The sequence below is a fragment of the Pedobacter flavus genome, from assembly GCF_036324285.1.
Taxonomy (GTDB): Bacteria; Bacteroidota; Bacteroidia; order Sphingobacteriales; family Sphingobacteriaceae; genus Pedobacter; species Pedobacter flavus.
On sequence record NZ_JAZDQU010000002.1, the window covers coordinates 124218 to 141797 of the forward strand.

The 17580-nt window shown below is 33.3% G+C and carries 14 protein-coding genes and 1 tRNA gene; 7 read left to right on the forward strand and 8 right to left on the reverse strand.

Annotated elements, in window-relative coordinates; translation table 11 throughout:
• Positions 1–80: 80 nt before the first annotated feature.
• Positions 81–428 carry a hypothetical protein gene (locus VRU49_RS06500; protein WP_330145974.1) on the forward strand — a complete coding sequence of 116 codons (348 nt, stop codon included), beginning with the start codon at positions 81–83 and terminating at the stop codon, positions 426–428.
• Positions 429–482: 54 nt separating this feature from the next.
• Here the strand turns inward: VRU49_RS06500 and VRU49_RS06505 are convergent, their stop codons facing one another.
• Complete coding sequence (locus VRU49_RS06505; protein WP_330145975.1) at positions 483–962, reverse strand: ABC transporter ATPase; 480 nt, start codon at positions 960–962, stop codon at positions 483–485.
• A 49-nt stretch (positions 963–1011) separates the two neighbouring features.
• On the opposite strand from VRU49_RS06505, the gene VRU49_RS06510 reads away from it, so the two are divergent.
• The gene (locus tag VRU49_RS06510) at positions 1012–1491 is read left to right on the forward strand and encodes a hypothetical protein (RefSeq protein WP_330145976.1); all 480 of its coding nucleotides are present in this window, start codon (positions 1012–1014) and stop codon (positions 1489–1491) included.
• A 31-nt stretch (positions 1492–1522) separates the two neighbouring features.
• On the opposite strand, the gene VRU49_RS06515 is transcribed toward VRU49_RS06510, so the two are convergent.
• Both VRU49_RS06515 and VRU49_RS06520 read right to left on the reverse strand, forming a co-directional pair.
• Positions 1523–2311 (reverse strand): (Fe-S)-binding protein, encoded by a 789-nt coding sequence (locus VRU49_RS06515; protein WP_330145977.1) that lies wholly within the window; start codon positions 2309–2311, stop codon positions 1523–1525.
• Positions 2312–2336: 25 nt separating this feature from the next.
• Positions 2337–3638 carry a 4Fe-4S dicluster domain-containing protein gene (locus VRU49_RS06520; protein WP_330145978.1) on the reverse strand — a complete coding sequence of 434 codons (1302 nt, stop codon included), beginning with the start codon at positions 3636–3638 and terminating at the stop codon, positions 2337–2339.
• A 258-nt stretch (positions 3639–3896) separates the two neighbouring features.
• On the opposite strand from VRU49_RS06520, the gene VRU49_RS06525 reads away from it, so the two are divergent.
• From VRU49_RS06525 to VRU49_RS06540, 4 genes are all read left to right on the forward strand, one after another.
• A tRNA-Phe gene (locus VRU49_RS06525) sits at positions 3897–3969 on the forward strand.
• Positions 3970–4455: 486 nt separating this feature from the next.
• The gene (locus VRU49_RS06530; protein WP_330145979.1) at positions 4456–4668 is read left to right on the forward strand and encodes a helix-turn-helix transcriptional regulator; all 213 of its coding nucleotides are present in this window, start codon (positions 4456–4458) and stop codon (positions 4666–4668) included.
• A gap of 10 nt (positions 4669–4678) precedes the next feature.
• Positions 4679–4996: a HipA N-terminal domain-containing protein gene (locus VRU49_RS06535; RefSeq protein WP_330146917.1), complete on the forward strand. Its 318-nt coding sequence runs from the start codon at positions 4679–4681 to the stop codon at positions 4994–4996.
• Positions 4989–5927: a HipA domain-containing protein gene (locus VRU49_RS06540; protein WP_330145980.1), complete on the forward strand. Its 939-nt coding sequence runs from the start codon at positions 4989–4991 to the stop codon at positions 5925–5927. Before VRU49_RS06535 ends, VRU49_RS06540 begins: the two co-directional genes overlap by 8 nt.
• A 96-nt stretch (positions 5928–6023) precedes the next feature.
• On the opposite strand, the gene VRU49_RS06545 is transcribed toward VRU49_RS06540, so the two are convergent.
• Both VRU49_RS06545 and VRU49_RS06550 read right to left on the reverse strand, forming a co-directional pair.
• Positions 6024–6293 (reverse strand): hypothetical protein, encoded by a 270-nt coding sequence (locus VRU49_RS06545; protein WP_330145981.1) that lies wholly within the window; start codon positions 6291–6293, stop codon positions 6024–6026.
• A gap of 183 nt (positions 6294–6476) precedes the next feature.
• A complete protein-coding gene (locus tag VRU49_RS06550) occupies positions 6477–7097 on the reverse strand; it encodes a hypothetical protein (RefSeq protein WP_330145982.1) in 621 nt (206 codons plus the stop codon).
• 231 nt (positions 7098–7328) lie between these two features.
• Here VRU49_RS06550 and VRU49_RS06555 point away from each other — a divergent pair, with 231 nt between their 5' ends.
• Positions 7329–9224 carry a DNA topoisomerase IV subunit B gene (locus tag VRU49_RS06555; RefSeq protein WP_330145983.1) on the forward strand — a complete coding sequence of 632 codons (1896 nt, stop codon included), beginning with the start codon at positions 7329–7331 and terminating at the stop codon, positions 9222–9224.
• Between the two features lie 41 nt (positions 9225–9265).
• Here the strand turns inward: VRU49_RS06555 and VRU49_RS06560 are convergent, their stop codons facing one another.
• The 3 genes from VRU49_RS06560 to VRU49_RS06570 are packed head-to-tail and all read right to left on the reverse strand — an operon-like array spanning position 9266 to position 17529.
• Positions 9266–10219, reverse strand: a complete 954-nt coding sequence (locus VRU49_RS06560) for a YihY/virulence factor BrkB family protein (protein ID WP_330145984.1) — start codon at positions 10217–10219, stop codon at positions 9266–9268.
• A gap of 4 nt (positions 10220–10223) precedes the next feature.
• Positions 10224–12533 carry a translocation and assembly module lipoprotein TamL gene (gene tamL, locus VRU49_RS06565; RefSeq protein ID WP_330145985.1) on the reverse strand — a complete coding sequence of 770 codons (2310 nt, stop codon included), beginning with the start codon at positions 12531–12533 and terminating at the stop codon, positions 10224–10226.
• Between the two features lies 1 nt (position 12534).
• Positions 12535–17529, reverse strand: coding sequence for a translocation/assembly module TamB domain-containing protein (locus VRU49_RS06570; RefSeq protein WP_330145986.1), 4995 nt, complete (start codon positions 17527–17529; stop codon positions 12535–12537).
• Between the last annotated feature and the right edge of the window lie 51 nt (positions 17530–17580).

Consider the following 17580-nt stretch of genomic DNA (forward strand, 5'->3'; position numbering starts at 1 on the left):
AAAAAATCTCACAACTTTGTGTAATGAAATAGGCGATTCATGTAAAACGACTATTATTTAAAGATTGTAAAATTGAAATTATGAAAAAATTATTAGCTCTATGTGGTGTTTTATTTAGCTTGTCAACTTTTGCACAGAGTGCACAAGATAATAAAGATATAGTAAACTATGAATACATGCCTAGAATTAATGATGTTAAATTAACTGGTGCTATTCAACAAAAGTTTACTGCCTATAAAAATGGTAACCCTGTGAACTTTATTGTTGTTAAGAAAAAGAATATTACAGTTTGGGATGTTCATACTTTTAACAGCATGAAAGTTGGCGCTAAAGTAAGTTTAGAAGGATTAGTTCCTTTAAGATGGAGTCCAGATGATGGTGCTCCGATTAGTACTTCAAGAGAAGTGGTTGCAAAAAGTGTAAACTAAAAAATTTTACTAAAACACATATTTAAGCCTCCGTAATATTTACGGAGGCTTTTTTTATACCAAATGGCCAAATATTTGGGCGTGCCAGCTTTCTTTGAAAGGTACTTCCCACTTAGTTTCAAACTCTTCTAAAGTTTGAACCATATTATTGAAAACAATAGTATTTTCGTCTACTTTTTTTATACTTATTAACGATTCAAAATCTTCTTTATTTACGATAATAATTTTGTCGTCTAATTTATAAGCCATATTAAATCTATTTAAAAGATCAAGATTATAATCAGCTTCTATTTTTTTAATAATTTTCACAGAGCTGTCAATAGAACAACCAGTTGCCCCATATCCGCTTTCATCTACTGTAAGAATAATAAATACATTATATAGAATACTTGCTTTGGCTTTTAGCTCATTTCCATGAGCCAGCCAATTTTCACAAAAATTATCTAATTCTTGCTGAATAGATTTTACTTCAGCATCTGTTAAAATTCTATTGCTTTGGTAAACCCAAACCCTTGATTGTGGAGAAAATTTCATACTCAAATTTAACATTTTATTTAAATTCGGCTGTTAATTAAACAATGAGATGAAAAATAAGACACTAAGATTAAAAAACTGTGCTATTTTAAGTGTTTTCGTCGTTTTTATGAGTTTTACCTATCCATTTAAGGTAAACGATCAAATGGTAATTTTACAGTCTACTTTAAATAAATTTCACGATGCCGCCGGTATTTCTGGAGGATTAAAAAGATTTGAATTAGAGGTTACTAACACTGGATTAATACGCTATCGCAAGACCTATTCCAATAATAAAATTGAGTTTATGGCCTTGCATATAAGTAAAATTAAAGAGGTTTTATATTTGGGCAATGTGCAATCTGGGAAGTTGTTGTTCACAACTATTAACGACGATGTAATAGTGCAAACTTTTAATGATAAAAAAGGGGATATAGATAGCATGGCTAATTCCTTAGTTATACCGCTCAAATCTTTGGATGTAGATGATATAAATTCTATTTGCGAAAGAGTAGAAGCTATAAAAAAAGGAACAACTTTTAAAAAATAGTTGCTCCTTTAAATATTTTTAAAGAATAGAATTAAAGTCCATTTGCTCTAGCGGTAAGTTCGGCTACATCTAAAACTTTTACTTCCTGATCCATATCTTTTAGCTTAACGCCATCACTTAACATCGTCATGCAAAATGGACATCCAGCGGCAATAATATTAGGTTTTAGAGCTAAAGCTTCTTCAGCACGCTCAATATTTACATCCTTATTTCCAGCTTCTGGTTCTTTAAACATTTGAGCACCTCCAGCGCCACAGCAAAAACCATTTGTTTTACAACGCTTCATTTCTACTAGATCTGCATCTAGCGCTTCAAGGGCTTTTCTAGGTGCTTCGTAAACTCCATTTGCGCGACCTAAATAACAAGGGTCGTGAAAAGTTATTTTCTTACCTTTAAAGCTTTCGCCGCCAGCTGATTTTAACTTTCCTTCGCTAATTAAATCTTGAATGAGTTGTGTATGGTGAATTACTTCGTAAGTACCACCTAATCCTGGATATTCGTTTTTGATGGTGTTAAAGCAATGCGGACATCCGGTTACAATCTTTTTAATGTGATAGGCATTCAATACTTCTATATTTGCCATAGCTTGCATCTGAAATAAGAATTCGTTTCCAGCACGCTTAGCCGGATCGCCTGTACAGCTTTCTTCGGTGCCTAAAACTGCATATTTTATTCCTACATGATGTAGAATTTTACAGATATCGCGGGTAATACGTTGTGCTCTTTCATCATAACTGCCTGCGCAGCCTACCCAAAATAAAATTTCAGGCTCTTCTCCTGCAGCAAGCATTTCTGCCATTGTTGGAACTTTAAAATCCATATATATAGCTTATTTATAAGTTGTATTAATTGTTTTGTGTTTCACTCCAGTTAAAGCGATCTGATGGCGCATATTTCCATGGAGCTCCATTATTTTCTACATTACCGAACATTGCATTTATGCTTGCGGGCGATTGACTTTCCTCCATTACAGCATATCTTCTAAGCTCTGTAATAATTTCCAGCGGATCTATATTTACCGGACAAGCTTCTGTACAAGCATTACAGCTTGTACAAGCCCAAATTTCTTCTCTAGTAATATAATTATCTATCAATGATTTTCCGTCATCGTAATCCTTACCATGTTTGTCAATATTTCTGCCAACCTCTTCCATTCTATCTCTAGTGTCCATCATAATTTTTCGTGGCGACAATAACTTACCAGTAATATTGGCTGGACAAACAGAAGTACATCTACCGCATTCGGTACAGGTATATGCGTTTAATAAATTAACTTTAGTTAAATCTTGAACATCTTTAGCGCCAAATCTTCCTGCGGCAGCTGGTTCTGGAACAAATGATGGATCTAACATCGCTTTTACCTCATTCGTTACACTTTGCATATTAGAAAACTCGCCCTTTGGTTGTAATTTAGAATACCAGGTATTAGGGAAGGCAAATAAGATGTGGAAATGTTTTGAGTAAGGTAGGTAATTTAAAAAGGCAAAAATACCTACAATATGAAACCACCAACTAGCGCGCTCTATCATTACCAACGACTCAGGATTACTTGGTAACCAATTTTGGATAAATGAACTGATTGGAAAAGAACCAGCAGTTACATAATGTCCAAAACCTATTGATTGTAATTTGGCGTCTGCAGCGTTCATAATTAGGAATGCCGACATCAATAAGATTTCTGTAAATAGAATATAATTAGCGTCAGATTTTGGCCAAGACTTCATTTCTACACCTGTGAAGCGTTTTAATTTTAAAACATTTCTTCTGATTAAGAAAATCACACAAGCTAGCCAAACACCAGCAGCTAAGAATTCGAATGAGCCGATTAAAAAATTATAAGATCCGCCCATAAATGAAAGTACCCTGTGCGTACCAAAAATACCATCGATAACAATTTCGATAACTTCAATATTAATGATTACGAATCCAAGATAGACCACCAAGTGCAATAAAAAGGGGATAGGACGTTTAGCCATTTTGGTTTGACCAAAAGCTACTTTAAGCATTACCATCCAGCGTTTGCCGGGTTGGTCATTTCTAGAAACATCTCTACCGATTTGGATATTGCGAATTACTTTGCGGAAATTCCAGGCAAATAAGCCAGCTCCAGCAATTAAAAGTAGAATAAATAATATTTGTGATAGCATTAGTTCAGTTTTGTATGAGCGAATATAATAGAAAATGATAAAATCATGGCGTTTTGAGTTAAATAACCTGTAATATTTTGAAATTTGGAAATGTTCTAAGTAATTATTGTTTAAAATATAGGCGGATTAAGTGCTTGAAAAACAGTGTGTATATGTCTAAATGTGCAATAATTTGAATAATTTCTGCGTTTTTTTTCAAAAAAAATTTTTCTAATTAAAAAAAGAAACTACCTTTGCAATCCCCAACAAGGGGTAAATGGTGCGGTAGCTCAGTCGGTAGAGCAATGGACTGAAAATCCATGTGTCGCCGGTTCGATCCCGGCCCACACCACAGCAAAAGGCTTAGAGAAATCTAAGCCTTTTTGCATTTTGGGGATATTTTCGACGGTATTCTGGCAATTTTTGGGGATCATGTTCAAAAGTTGTGGAGGCGGGTAAGAACTTGGGATCAATAAGTACATCATTGCGAGTAAGCACCGAAGAATTCTCAATGATTATTTCATTCTGAGCTAGTGTCGACTTCACAAATTGACTCTCTTGGAGCTACTATCTCTAATTTAGTTTAATAATACTTGGCTCTATTTCTATATCTAACAAAAAAGCCGAAGTGCAAATGCATCGATTTCGCATGAATTAAATGCGTTAAATCGGTTAAAGTTTAGATAAATATCTTACAAATTTTTCCTCCTAGATATACTAAGTTCTAATAAAAGGTGTACCCATAAGGGTATATTTTTATATGTTTTTTGATTTATTATACCTGAAAGGGTGTAAATAATATAAGAAATATTTACATTGTACCCTTTAGGGTGTTGTTATGAAGTCAATTTCCACTTTTATTAAAAATTCCAGAAAAAAACACAAGCTAACTCAAGAAGAACTTGCATTTAAGGCAGGTGTTGGGCTTCGTTTTCTGCGTGAACTGGAAAGAGGCAAGGAAACCGTACGTCTTGACAAAGTAAACGTCGTGCTGAATATGTTTGGAAAAGAACTTGGTGTAACTGATATACAGGCAGAAGATAAAAAATAAGGCATAAGTACTGTACAGTAATCAGCTGGCAGGCTATATTGAAAAAACAGATCAGGGATACAGATTTAAATACGACTCGGACTATTTAAAAAGTGAAAATCCAAAGCCAATTAGTCAAACCCTACCACTAGGACCGAATGCCCAAAGCAGCCGCACATTATTTTCTTTCTTCGATGGGCTTATACCCGAAGGATGGTTATTGAATATTGCCAGTAATCATTGGAAGATATATAGAACTGATAGATTCCAGTTCTTAATCACTCTATGTAGAGATACTATTGGTGCTGTTACTGTTGAACCAATAGAAGAGGAGGTAACAAATGGCTAATTGTTTATTCTGTTATCAACCAATGGCTCCAGGATTGATTTATCACGCTAAGTGTTGCAAAAAGTTTTTTCAAACAGAGCAGCTTCCTGATCTGGCGCTTGATAAGGCTATGATAGATAGTTTGGTAGAAGAGACAGTAAACAAAAGAATTGCTGTGACTGGTGTTCAGCAAAAATTGTCTCTTAGCCTAGAAATAAATGGAAACGATAGTCGACTCACGATTGTCGGGCTTTGGGGAAGGTATATTTTGAAACCGCAAAGCGCCGAGATTCCCGCCATGCCCGAAGTCGAAGATCTTACTATGCACCTAGCAAAGCTATTTAAAATCTCAACTTGCCAGCATGCTCTTTTGCTAACAGTAGATGGTAGTCTTGCTTATATTGCCAAAAGGTTTGATCGGGAAGGCGACGCTAAGATTCATATGGAAGATTTTTGTCAACTAGGCGGCTTCATGACAGAGCAGAAGTATGACAGTTCCTATGAGCGCTGTGGTAAGCTGATCAGTGCTTATTGCACCAATAAAGGACTCGATCTGCTAAATTATTATGAATTGCTTGTCTTCTGTTTCCTCAGTGGTAATAGTAATATGCATATGAAGAATTTTTCAATTCTTTACAAGGGAGACGAAATATTGTTGTCGCCGGCATACGATCTAATCAATTCTGCCTTGGTTTTTCCACAAGATAAAGACGACATGGCTATGTTTCTAAGCGGACGTAAAAGAAAAATTCAGTTAAAAGATTTCGAAAATTTAGCAAAATCGTTGGGCTTGTCAGAAAAAGTGTTTAAGAGAGTAATAGCCAAGTATACTGGAACTCAAGATAAAGTATTTGCCTTAATAGACCAGTCTTTCCTTTCGGAGGAATATAATGAAGATTACAAAAAGATTTGGGAAGAGCGGAGGACAAGGTTAACACAACCTGTGGAATAAATTGATATTAAAACCTCCAAACTCTCTTCATACATTAGAAAACTTGCCATATCCCATCTCTTAACTGCTCGCTTTCAGCTTTGCCCTTTTTCCTTATTATGAATTCAAATGCTCTCTATCTTTTTTTGAACTTTTTCTTGAAATGATTTTAGATGGGGTATTCCCCTTATAGAACGCATAAAACACGATTCCAAGTAAGATTATGCCGATTATCCACGCTAACGAACTTTGAGTAGAAGTAGTTTTTGTGAAGTAATTTGAAAATGAGCCACTTCCTGTAGCAGTAGCAGTCGTATTTTGAGCTAATGCTGTAGCAGTTAAGAATCCATTAAAGAAAAATGCAAAAATAAATAACAAATTTCTCATTGCAGAAAAGTGTTTTATGAGTTGTTTTTATAGGAAATTATTAAATGTTCAAGTTACTAAACAAATGCCTAAAGTAAAAATATATATGTTCAATTATTTTATTTGAAGGTCAGTTTAACAATAATTTAACTTTTGAAAAAGGTGATAATTTAAAAAAGAATAAAATAACATCAACCAGTAGTGTTACTTACTTGATAATATCTTATTTAAATCAATGTTTTTTTTAATATTTATATAGCCTGGATATTTGAAAGTGCTTTTTCCTAACTGAAAGGTTGGCTTTAATTTAACGGTTAATTCTCCTAGACTAGTATCTGTTTTTCTATTTCTATAAACTTCAAGTACTTGATTAAGTAATTCTTTGTTGGTTACCAATCTATGGATATTGGTGTTTATTTTAACAGGAATAGTGATTGAGCTTCCCGGCTGAACATTTAAAGGGGTTTCTACTGTTCCATTAACCAATTCTTCCTTGCTTAGTTGAACTATGTAATCAAATTGGTTGATTGCAGCAGGGTTTTGTGTAGGATTATTGATTTCTATTAATACTGTAGATCTTAATGGTACATCCTTAGTTAATAAGCCAAAGGCTAGACTTGGGATGGCAGCTAAATTAATTTCATCGTTTTTAAAAATTTTATCAAAGTCTACTCCAGCAACGGTTACATTTTGAATATCTACAATTCTATATGTACATTTTTCTAGTGCCTTAATTTGTCGTGCTTGGTTGTTTATTCCGCATCCAGTTAAAACGACTGTGAATAATAAGGTGAATCCTAAAAAAAGTTTCGAAATTTTTTTCATCGTTGTGCTTGTGTTTTAATAATCTTTAAAGTTATAGCCTAACAACTTTCAGTCCAATTTTACGCATATGGATATATTTTGTCAACGCTTGTTAGGAACTTTACATTTTAGGTTGATATCCTTTGAAACGAGCTTTGTATATTTGTATGATAGAGTTTTTATATAAAAAGAGTACTTTTTTAATGTGTAAACTTTGTTTAAATTGAACTCGAATTCTACAAGGATATAACAATGGCAGATGTAATTTATAACGATGATAGTATTAGGTCGCTGGATTGGAAAGAGCACATCCGACTAAGACCTGGTATGTATATTGGGAAATTGGGGGATGGTTCAGCGCAGGACGATGGTATCTATGTATTATTAAAAGAGATTGTTGACAACTCTATTGATGAGTTTGTAATGGGGTCGGGTAAAACGATTGATATTTCTTTATCTGAACAAAAGGTAAGTGTGCGAGATTATGGTAGAGGAATTCCGTTAGGTAAGGTTATAGATTGTGTAAGTAAAATTAATACAGGAGGAAAGTATGATAGTAATGCTTTCCAAAAATCTGTTGGATTAAACGGGGTAGGTACCAAAGCTGTAAACGCACTTTCAACTTTTTTTTCTGTTCAAAGTTACCGCGATGGTAAAACGAAAAGGGTAGAGTTTAGCAAAGGTGAGATTACAGATGAACAACCTATTATAGATACTACACAAAGAAATGGTACAGCAATTACTTTCTATCCCGATGAAAGTATTTTTAGAAATTACCATTTTATTCCAGATTTTGTTGAGTCTATGATCTGGAATTATGTGTTTTTAAATACTGGTTTAACGATTAATTTTAATAATCAAAAGTATTTTTCGGACAGAGGACTTTACGATTTATTGAATAAAGTTGCCGATGTAGAACATATCCGTTATCCGATAATTCATTTAATTGGTCAAGATATAGAAATTGCTTTAACGCATGGACAACAATATGGTGAAGATTACCATTCTTTTGTAAACGGTCAGCATACCACTCAAGGTGGTACCCACCAAGCAGCATTTAGAGAAGCATTGGTAAAAACAATAAGAGAGTTTTATAAAAAGGAGTTTGACGCATCAGACGTTAGATCATCTGTTATTGCTGCTATCTCTGTGCGTGTTCAAGAGCCTGTTTTTGAGTCCCAAACTAAAACAAAGTTGGGTTCACAAAATATGGGACCAGAGGGACCAACCGTTAGAACTTTTATTAATGATTTCGTAAAGAAAGAATTGGATGATTATTTACATAAACATCCAGATGTTGCTGATGCGCTTTTGAAAAGAATTTTACAATCAGAGCGAGAGCGTAAAGATATTGCTGGAATAAAAAAACTGGCAAACGATAGAGCCAAAAAGGCATCTTTACACAATAAAAAACTTAGAGATTGTAAGTTAAAGTTTAATAGTAATCATGAACGTAGATACGAAACCACTTTGTTTATTACCGAGGGAGATTCGGCTTCTGGTTCAATTACAAAATCGAGAGATGTAGAAACTCAGGCTGTTTTTAGTTTGAAAGGTAAACCCCTAAATTGTTATGAACTCACTAAAAAAGTGGTTTACGAAAATGAAGAGTTTAATTTATTGCAACATGCGCTTAATATTGAAGATGGTTTAGAGGGGTTGCATTATAATAATATCGTTATTGCAACAGATGCTGATGTTGATGGAATGCACATTCGTTTGTTAATGATGACTTTCTTCTTGCAGTTTTTCCCTGATTTAGTTCGTGCTGGTCATGTTTATATTTTACAAACTCCTCTCTTTAGGGTTAGAAATAAAAAAGAAACGATTTATTGCTACAGCGAAGAGGAACGCAAAAACGCTATAATAAAATTAGGAAATAAACCAGAAATTACTCGATTTAAAGGTTTAGGGGAAATTTCTCCAGAAGAGTTCGGATTGTTTATTGGTAAGGATATTAGATTAGATCCAGTTATTTTAAAAGAGCAAACCATAAAGAATTTACTGGAATATTATATGGGTAAAAATACACCCGACCGTCAACAACATATTATTAGAAATCTAAGAATAGAAAAAGACGAACTCGAAAAGATAGAAGAGATTCTAGTAGAATCTGAAGTAGAAGATTCTATCGAAGAAGTAGCTTAAATTATTAACTCCAACTATTAAAAAGTTGGAGTTTTTTTATTCTATTTTTTTTCTGAATGTTGGTCTGGTAAGACATCCACTTTCTTTTGTATAATAATGGTTTCTAAATGGACAGCATACTTGGATGGTTCTATTCCATTGTCCATTTTCTCAGCATAGGCTTGTGTAAATTCAGCCCCAAAATAGAGTATTACCGCAGTATAATAAATCCAAACTAAGATTATAACGATAGAACCCGCTGATCCAAATGCTGATCCCGGATCGCTCATTTCAATATAAATTCCAATTAAATACTTGCCCAGAGAAAATAATAAGGCAGTAAACAATGCCCCAATTATTGCAGTTTTCCATTTTAATATTACATCTGGTAATACCTTAAAAATTATTGTAAATATTACTGTAACTACACTTAAGGTGATGGCATTGTTAATCAAGATAAGTATATATGAATTTATATTAGGAAATACTTGCTCTAGTTTGGCGCCTAATCCAATTACAATGCTGTTTATAATTAGAGAGACTAATAGCAAAAATCCTAATGAAACAATTAGAGAGAAGGAAACCAATCTGTTTAAAATCAATTTTACCCATCCTTTTTTGGGGATCGCTTTAACCTTCCAAATAAGATTTATGCTGTCTTGAATTTCAATAAATATGGTGGTTCCACCAACTATGAGTAAAATTATACCTACAGTAAGCGCAAAATTACTTTTGCCAGATAAGCTGGCGTTAGCTACAAGACCTTCAATAGCATTTGCGCCATTCTGACCAATTAATTCATTAATTTCTCCGAATAATTGTTTTTGGACCGTAATGTTTTCACCATATAAAATGCCCGCAGCAGAAATAACAATAATTATTAATGGCGTTATAGAGAATAGGGTATAATAAGCTAGGGCAGCACTTAATTTCATTATTCTATCTTCCTGAAATCCTTTGAAGGCTGCCATCAAAATCTGTCCAGTTATCTTAAAAAATGATTTAATTTTATTCATATCACTAAAAAGGATATCCTATTCCAATATTTAAAATTAAGTTGTTTTTACGCCATACTTTACTTCCAAAGTCAATGTCTTTGATTACCCATCGTTGGTTTTCTGGTAAGTAAGGAACTCTAAATGGCATGGCCAAATCAAATCTAACTACGAATATTTGGGCATCTATTCTTAGTCCAACTCCTCCTCCCACTGCCATTTCTTTTAAAATATTACTTCCTTTAAAACCAGAGCCTGGTCGAGTAGGATCTTCTTTTCTAAGCCATATATTGCCAGCATCTGCAAATAATGCCCCATGAATTATACTGAATATTTTAAATCTCAATTCTGAGTTAAGCATTAATTTAATGTCGCCACCTTGGTCGGCATAAAATTGGCTAGTAGATGAATTATAGCTTCCTGGGCCAATAGATCTTGCTGGAAATGCTCTAACATCATTACTTCCACCAGCAAAAAACTGGCGGACAAATGGCAGTGAGGTACTGTTTCCAAAAGCATGTCCATAGCCCATTACAAGCCTATTTGCCCATGTTATTTCTTTGCGTATTTTGAAGTAGTCTCTAAAATCTACTTCCAATCTATAGAATTTAGAAAGTGGAGTTTTGGCAAATATTTTTTGTCCTGCCGCATTTGTATTTGCAAATAAGCTCACTAAATTTCCCGCTGTTTCTGCTGTACCTGTGAAAAAAATATTGTTTTTTCTCTCCGTGTTTAGTTGATTATTGAAAGAGAAGCTATAATTACTTCCAATAATAAATACCTTTTCTAAGTTGGTTTCTAAACCAGGAAATCTGATAATATTGTCTTTGTAAGTTTGCTTACTTGTGTCTGGTGGCAGTACGTAAGTTATTGAAATAGGGTTGAGTATATGTTCTTTATAAATATTCTCCTTCCATATATAACCAATTTCAGATTTTATGGAGTTCATTGAATAAAAATCTCCTTTTTTAATGGTCTGAAAGGCCAACGAAATATTGGTTTTAGGAACAAAAGCACTGGTGCTATTTACCTTTAAAAAAGGTACTACAAAGCGAGGGAAGGAAAGTTTTGTTTCGGCAGAAAATGAAGTGGAATTAATCTTTATTCCTTGTGTTCCGCCTACTTGAGTTTCCATACCACCACTCACAGAAATCGATAATTGTTCTGCTCCTTTAAATACATTTCTGAAAAGTTGATTAATACGAATTTCGGAGCCTACAAAATTGTTTGACTTGTTGGTTACTGTTGTTTGAAAGCTTAAAGAATTTTTTTTCAGCGGGGTGAGATAGAAATTTAAATCCAGATGATTACTTTTTAAGGAATCTATAGGAGTAAAATCTGCTTTTACAAATTTAAACATACCCACATTTACAATTCTATTGAGCGATAAATTATGATCTTTTCTATTATAAGTTTCTCCGGGTTTAAAAAATATCAAACGATCGAAAACTTGAGGTTTAAAAGTTGCTCGACGATCTATTATCCTTAATCCTTTATATTCTATTGGAGGGGCGGATCTAATTATACTGTCGCGTTGTAATATGTAGTTAGGGTAAATATTAATTTTATTAATTTTATAAGGTTGGAGGGCTTCTATAGGGGCAATGGGTTTAACGATTACCTGAATATTGACTAAGTTTTTACCGATTGTACTATCAGCTTGAATTAATAAATAATCTGGATTAAAATAGAAATATCCATTTTCTTTTAAATCGTTATCAATTCTTATCCGTTCATTCTTAAAAACTTCTAAGTCATAGAATTGGCCTCTTTTTATTAATGAATTTTCTTTAAAACGTTGTAATATTTTATTAACTGAGGTAGTATCTTCAGGAAATTTTACTTCATCAATTTTATATCGAATTCCTGTATTTGCAATATAAATGGCTTTAGTTTTTCTTTTCTTAGTTAAAGTATCTCCAATTACTTCTGCTTGTAAATAACCGGTACTAATGAGGTTACTAGTTAAGATGTCGTTGTTTAGTTTTAATCGAACAGAACTTGCCAAAACAGGCGGTTCTCCTACTTTATTTCTTAACCAGTTTCTAATACCTTTATTTTTGGTAGGTTCACCAGCTAAATTGTACATCCAAAGTTTAAATGGCATACCTAGGAATTTTTTGTTAGGTTGTGGACGGGTTTTGCTTTCTAACAAATCTTTTAATGATTTTTGATCTTCAACTTTACCAGTACTGTCTGGATTTATTTTAACCGTTGCTCCCACATAAAGATGATCACCAACAGGTAAGTGCTTCGTTGTACTGCAACTGCTCAACACTAGTATGGTGAACAAAAGCACACAAATTATAAAGTATTTATTATTGGATGTCCTCATTTTATTTGTCTTCTTTGGTGTTGATGCTTTCTGCGTTTCTACGTCTACTTACTTTTTTAAAGATTTCATTGAATCTATTGTAATCTACAACTAAGGCAAATCCGACACCAGTTTCTATTATTTGTCCTTCAACAATTCCTTCTGTTTCGTTTCTACGATAGAAACGAAGTCGGTAACGGCCATCGGCTGATATGAGATATTCAACATTAATATTTCCAGCAATATTGCTCGACTTCTGATTACTTGGCCTATTGCCTTCTATACCAAATGTGCTGCCCACTGATATGGTGAGTCGGTCGTTTAATAATTTCTTTGAAAAATCTATTTCTAAATCTGTTCTATTTTCTAATGAGCCAGAAGAATAATCCTCAACTGCATTTACACCAAAATTTATATCTATTCCTTGAATAAGATTGGTTGCTAAATTATTTAACTGCTCGGTAAGTAACTTGCTCACACTTTGTCGTGCTATTGACGAAGTACTACTGCCTCCTGCTAAGCTTTGAAATGGATTTTCTGAAATAAATCTATTTAATGCTAATAATGCAAATACCTGTTTGTTTAATTCGCTTTCATTGGAATTTACTTGCTGTAATTTTGCAAATGCTGCAGCTCCTACAGCGCTAGCCCGTTCATCTTCCGGTAAATCTATTTTGAAGGAGATATTGGGTTTTAATAATTCGCCTTTTAAATACAACAGAACTTGGAAGTCTAATTTTTGTTTATAGGTGTTTCTGGCACTTGCGTCGAGGGTTTCCATTTGATCGGCTACTAAGTCAATTGCCGCTGTATTTACCTCGTAAATAGCCGTAATGTTTATGTCGGCAGAGGTGGGTTCTCCAGTCCAAACAATGTAAGATTCAGGTTGAATTTTAAATTCTTTTCTTGCTAATCCGCCTATAGAAAGGTTGTAAGAACCATCGGTTAATTGGTAACGACCAGTTAAACTTGTTTTTCCGCTCGGATCAATGGTTGCATTTAAACTTCCTTCGCCTTTTACTTTAAGCGCGTCTCCATTTGAAGGGTCAATCACTACGTTTAATTCTGCTTTTTTGTCGATAGTTAGATTTACACTTAAATTCATACCCGTTAGGGGCGATCGTGTTAAACTATCAACGTTTAAGGCGCGCTCTCCATTGAAAGGAGGGGCGTCGGCATCAATAAATTGGACAATTCCACTTTGTTCAATAACAGCTGGATCATCAGCTGGCATGGCAAAGAAAAACTTAGTGTCTTCGTTAACATTTACATTTCCATTAACGATTGGCTGATTTAAATCACCTGAAATTTTCAAATTGGAGCTTAAATAAACCGTTCCATAAATCAACTCATTATCCTTTGAGGTGGAGTTTAAGGCTCTAAAATTATTTGTTCTTAAGTCTAAGTTGAATTTAAAATCCTGGTAATTTGTGGTTAGAATAGCACCATCAATAACCGCAGTTTTTCCTAGGCTATCTATTAATGTAAACGAATCGAAATTAATACCCTTATTATTAAAGCTTATAGTTTCCTGTGGCACTCGAAAAAAGGAATTAACATATTTTATATTAAATCCAGCTTGATTAAAGTTTACCTTACCTTGTATGGTTGGCTCAGAAATAGCTCCTTTTGCAGTTAAATTGGCAGATATGGTTCCTGTTCCTTCTCTAATTTGTCCGCCTGATAAGCTTTCAATAAATTCAAGATTCAATTTCTCTAAATTTAGATTCAAATCTAAAGCACCATTTTCATTGGTATAATAGAACCCATTTACACGAGCTTCATGAATGCCAGTTAAAGAAGCATTTATTTCTATTGCATCATTAGTTTTGTTATTGGCATCTAATCTTAAAGTACCTAATTGGTCTTTTTGGTAGCGTAATTGGGAAGCAACTAGGTTGGCATTAAAGTTCATATTGGTTTGAATATCGCTTATTAATGCTTTTCCATTTAAAGTTCCACCCAATATAGATGTGTCTGTTTCTGCAAAACTTGTTAAGGTTTCAATTTTAAAATCTTTTAAAGTTATTTCAATTGGTGCATTCGGTGTATTTTCGCGACTCTGAATGCGCAAAAGTTGTTCGCCCTTGCTTAAATTAAAATTATTTGCCAATATCCCATCTTCACCAAACTGTATTAAGTTATTTGGATTAACCGTCCAGCGTTCGTAATTCAGGAGTAGATTTTCTGGTTTTAAGCTAAATTGGTAGAAGTTATCTTTAGCATTAAAAACTCCCGTTAAGGCGTATCTGTTTTTGAGTGCTTTATCTTTTAAGAAGATATTTACATTTAGCTTGTTATTTGAAGCATTGCCTATAATTTCTGAGTTGAAAAGCTGAATAGAAGGAGTAACAACAGACTTAATATTTAAGTTATAATCTAAAATTGCTCCAACTGGGCGAAGGGTAAGTAGTGCGCTGTCGATAGTATTTTTATCGTAAACAATTTTTGGGAACCACGCGCGTAGGCTTAAACTATCTGTAAGGGTGTTAAGTTGTCCACTTATTCTACTTGCCGCAAAGGTTTCTAACTTAGGTACAAATTCTTTTAGCAATTTTGAATTATAGATATTGACATCAAAATTGATTTTTTGATCTTCAGTTGGCTTAATTTCTCCGAATTGATAATACTTATTTATTTGATTGATAAAGGCCTGGCCGATTTGACTCAGTTTGTAATTTCCTTCTAGCTTGGCTTGGAGTACTTCGGAGTTAAGAGTTAGTGAATTTGCATCTTCGGTGCTTAAAGCCTCAATTTTTATCGTATCAACGTTTATTCGTTTGCCTTCTTTAACAATTTGTAAGCTTGTAGCCTTAACTGTGCCGTTTAAATAATCTAGATCGGCAGTTTCTATATTAGCATTTATAATTCCAGCTGCCTTAAATTCTGAAGGGCTAAAATTTATTGCCTGTAAATCTATTTGTTTAAGTTCAAGTTTTGCTGCAATTTTTGGGTAGGTATTTGATAAATTTCCACTTGCTACTAAACTAAAATCCACATTTTCGTCATTGCTAATTGTGTTAAACTGAAATTTTTGTTTGTCAAGACTAGCAGTTAATTGAATATTACGGTAATTGTATTGGTTGTAATTTAAACTTTCAATTGTGCCTTTTAAATCAGATTTAGCCGTTTTTAGATCAAACCCTTTACCATTAGCTTGAACTTTAAGCGAAATTTTACCTAATTCATTTTGTTGATTTAACAATGTTCCAACATCAAAATTTTCTAAATGAATTTGTGCATTATATTGCTCATTAAAGTTAAGTTTAGCTTGGAGTTTGGCGTTTCCGAGACTGGATTTAACTGCAAGGTTGGTGTCGAATTTTTTTAGTCCCCCTTTAAATTTACCATTCAACACAATGTTACTCGGTAAATTTATAGTATTGGGCAAGCTGCCTTTTGGTGCAAGTAAATTTATATCCTGTTTGTTGGTAATAAAGTGGTTGATGGTTAAGTCTAGGTTTAATGCATCTGGATTAGTAATGTTATCTGCTTTACCTTGAATATCTATTTTTGTATTACTAAGTCCATTTATTTTAAATTTTGGAATATTAATACTGGCTAAATTTCCATTTAAATTCCCGTCGACTTTTAAATTCAGATTTTTGTATTGTTCAGGTACTGCATCTGATAACAAGATAGCATCTTGCATCCCTATCTGTGTATTGATAATGCTTAAATTTAATTTTACATCGCTAGGTTTTTTAGTTAAATCTTCTAAACTATTAAATTGAATAAGCGCTTGACTGTTAATTTGGGTATAAGGCGTTTTTAGGGTGAAATCTTTAATTGAAATCTCACGATTCGTATATTTTGCAATACCTTTTAATAATTGTAATTCAAAACCACTTTTATCTTTAAATGAACCATTTAATAGGTTTGCTTGAATTTGATGCTCGGAATAGCCGATGTCTTTTCCTGAAAGATTTAAAGAGGTTAAATTAAGGTGATTAAAATCGATTCCATGCGAGGTTGGTTTTTCGGCCAGATTGTCAAACTGAATACGATTGTTTTTAAAATCAAATTGGTGAAGAGTGAATTTAATTTTGTTCGGACTATCCTTGATTTCAGTTGGTCCAACGCTAGTTTTAAGTGGCTCGGGCTTAAAGGCGAACTTAATCTGGGAATTTTGAAGTTTTATTCCACCCAAAACATAATTCATTTCAGTTAAATTTAATTTGGAGTGAGATAATTGTAAATCTTGAAGATTAGCTATCGCTTGAGTTGAAGAAACTTTATCATTGAAATTAATTTTCACCTTGTCGAACATCAACTTTTCAATTTCTATAAATGGCAAAACTGAGTTTGCAGTTTCTGAAGGATCTACACTTTTCTCAAGTTGATTTGCCAAAACCGCCAATGGTTTTTGTTGTAAATAATCTAATTGAGCGTTTTGAAGATTGATGTTTTTAATTTTAAATTTTTGATTGTTTAAATCAAAATCGTCAATTCTTGAATTAAAATTTCCGACACTTAATTTTAAAATATTGCCAGCCACATCATCACGATATTGAATGCGGATATTTTCAAACTTAAATTTATCGATCGAAAATTTAAGTGTAGAGGTAGTGTCTTTATCAATTTCTTCTTGTGATTTTTGTTGGTCGGACATAAAAGCGTTGACCAAAAAATTGAAATTAAAAGTTGTGTCAGGCGCAATACGAACAACATTTGCATTGATGTTATTTAATTCAATGTTTTTTATTTCAACTTGACTTTTAAAAAGTTTAAATAAACTAATATCAACCGCCAATCGTTCTGCATAAACCAGCGTGTCGCCCTTTAAATCTTCTAAATAGAATTCATTTAAAACAATATCGTTAGGGAAAACAATACTAATGCGCTTTAAGCTAACTTCTGTATTGGTTTTAGATTTCAGATAACTTATTGCTTTGTCTTTTACAAAATTTTGAACTGATGATAAATTCAAAGAAAGTGCAATTAAAACAATTACAATAAACAATACTGCGATTAGCCAAAGTCCAATCTTTAAGACTCTTCTTAAAATGATATTCAAACTTAATAATTGATTTATTTGGTTTATTTATTAAGCAATTTATACTTAAAT

Coding starts and splice junctions, on each gene's coding strand:
- VRU49_RS06500 (WP_330145974.1), top strand. CDS start 81: ATGAAAAAATTATTAGCTCTATGTGGTGTTTTATTTAGCTTGTCAACT.
- VRU49_RS06505 (WP_330145975.1), bottom strand. CDS start 962: ATGAAATTTTCTCCACAATCAAGGGTTTGGGTTTACCAAAGCAATAGA.
- VRU49_RS06510 (WP_330145976.1), top strand. CDS start 1,012: ATGAAAAATAAGACACTAAGATTAAAAAACTGTGCTATTTTAAGTGTT.
- VRU49_RS06515 (WP_330145977.1), bottom strand. CDS start 2,311: ATGGATTTTAAAGTTCCAACAATGGCAGAAATGCTTGCTGCAGGAGAA.
- VRU49_RS06520 (WP_330145978.1), bottom strand. CDS start 3,638: ATGCTATCACAAATATTATTTATTCTACTTTTAATTGCTGGAGCTGGC.
- VRU49_RS06530 (WP_330145979.1), top strand. CDS start 4,456: ATGAAGTCAATTTCCACTTTTATTAAAAATTCCAGAAAAAAACACAAG.
- VRU49_RS06540 (WP_330145980.1), top strand. CDS start 4,989: ATGGCTAATTGTTTATTCTGTTATCAACCAATGGCTCCAGGATTGATT.
- VRU49_RS06545 (WP_330145981.1), bottom strand. CDS start 6,293: ATGAGAAATTTGTTATTTATTTTTGCATTTTTCTTTAATGGATTCTTA.
- VRU49_RS06550 (WP_330145982.1), bottom strand. CDS start 7,097: ATGAAAAAAATTTCGAAACTTTTTTTAGGATTCACCTTATTATTCACA.
- VRU49_RS06555 (WP_330145983.1), top strand. CDS start 7,329: ATGGCAGATGTAATTTATAACGATGATAGTATTAGGTCGCTGGATTGG.
- VRU49_RS06560 (WP_330145984.1), bottom strand. CDS start 10,219: ATGAATAAAATTAAATCATTTTTTAAGATAACTGGACAGATTTTGATG.
- tamL (WP_330145985.1), bottom strand. CDS start 12,533: ATGAGGACATCCAATAATAAATACTTTATAATTTGTGTGCTTTTGTTC.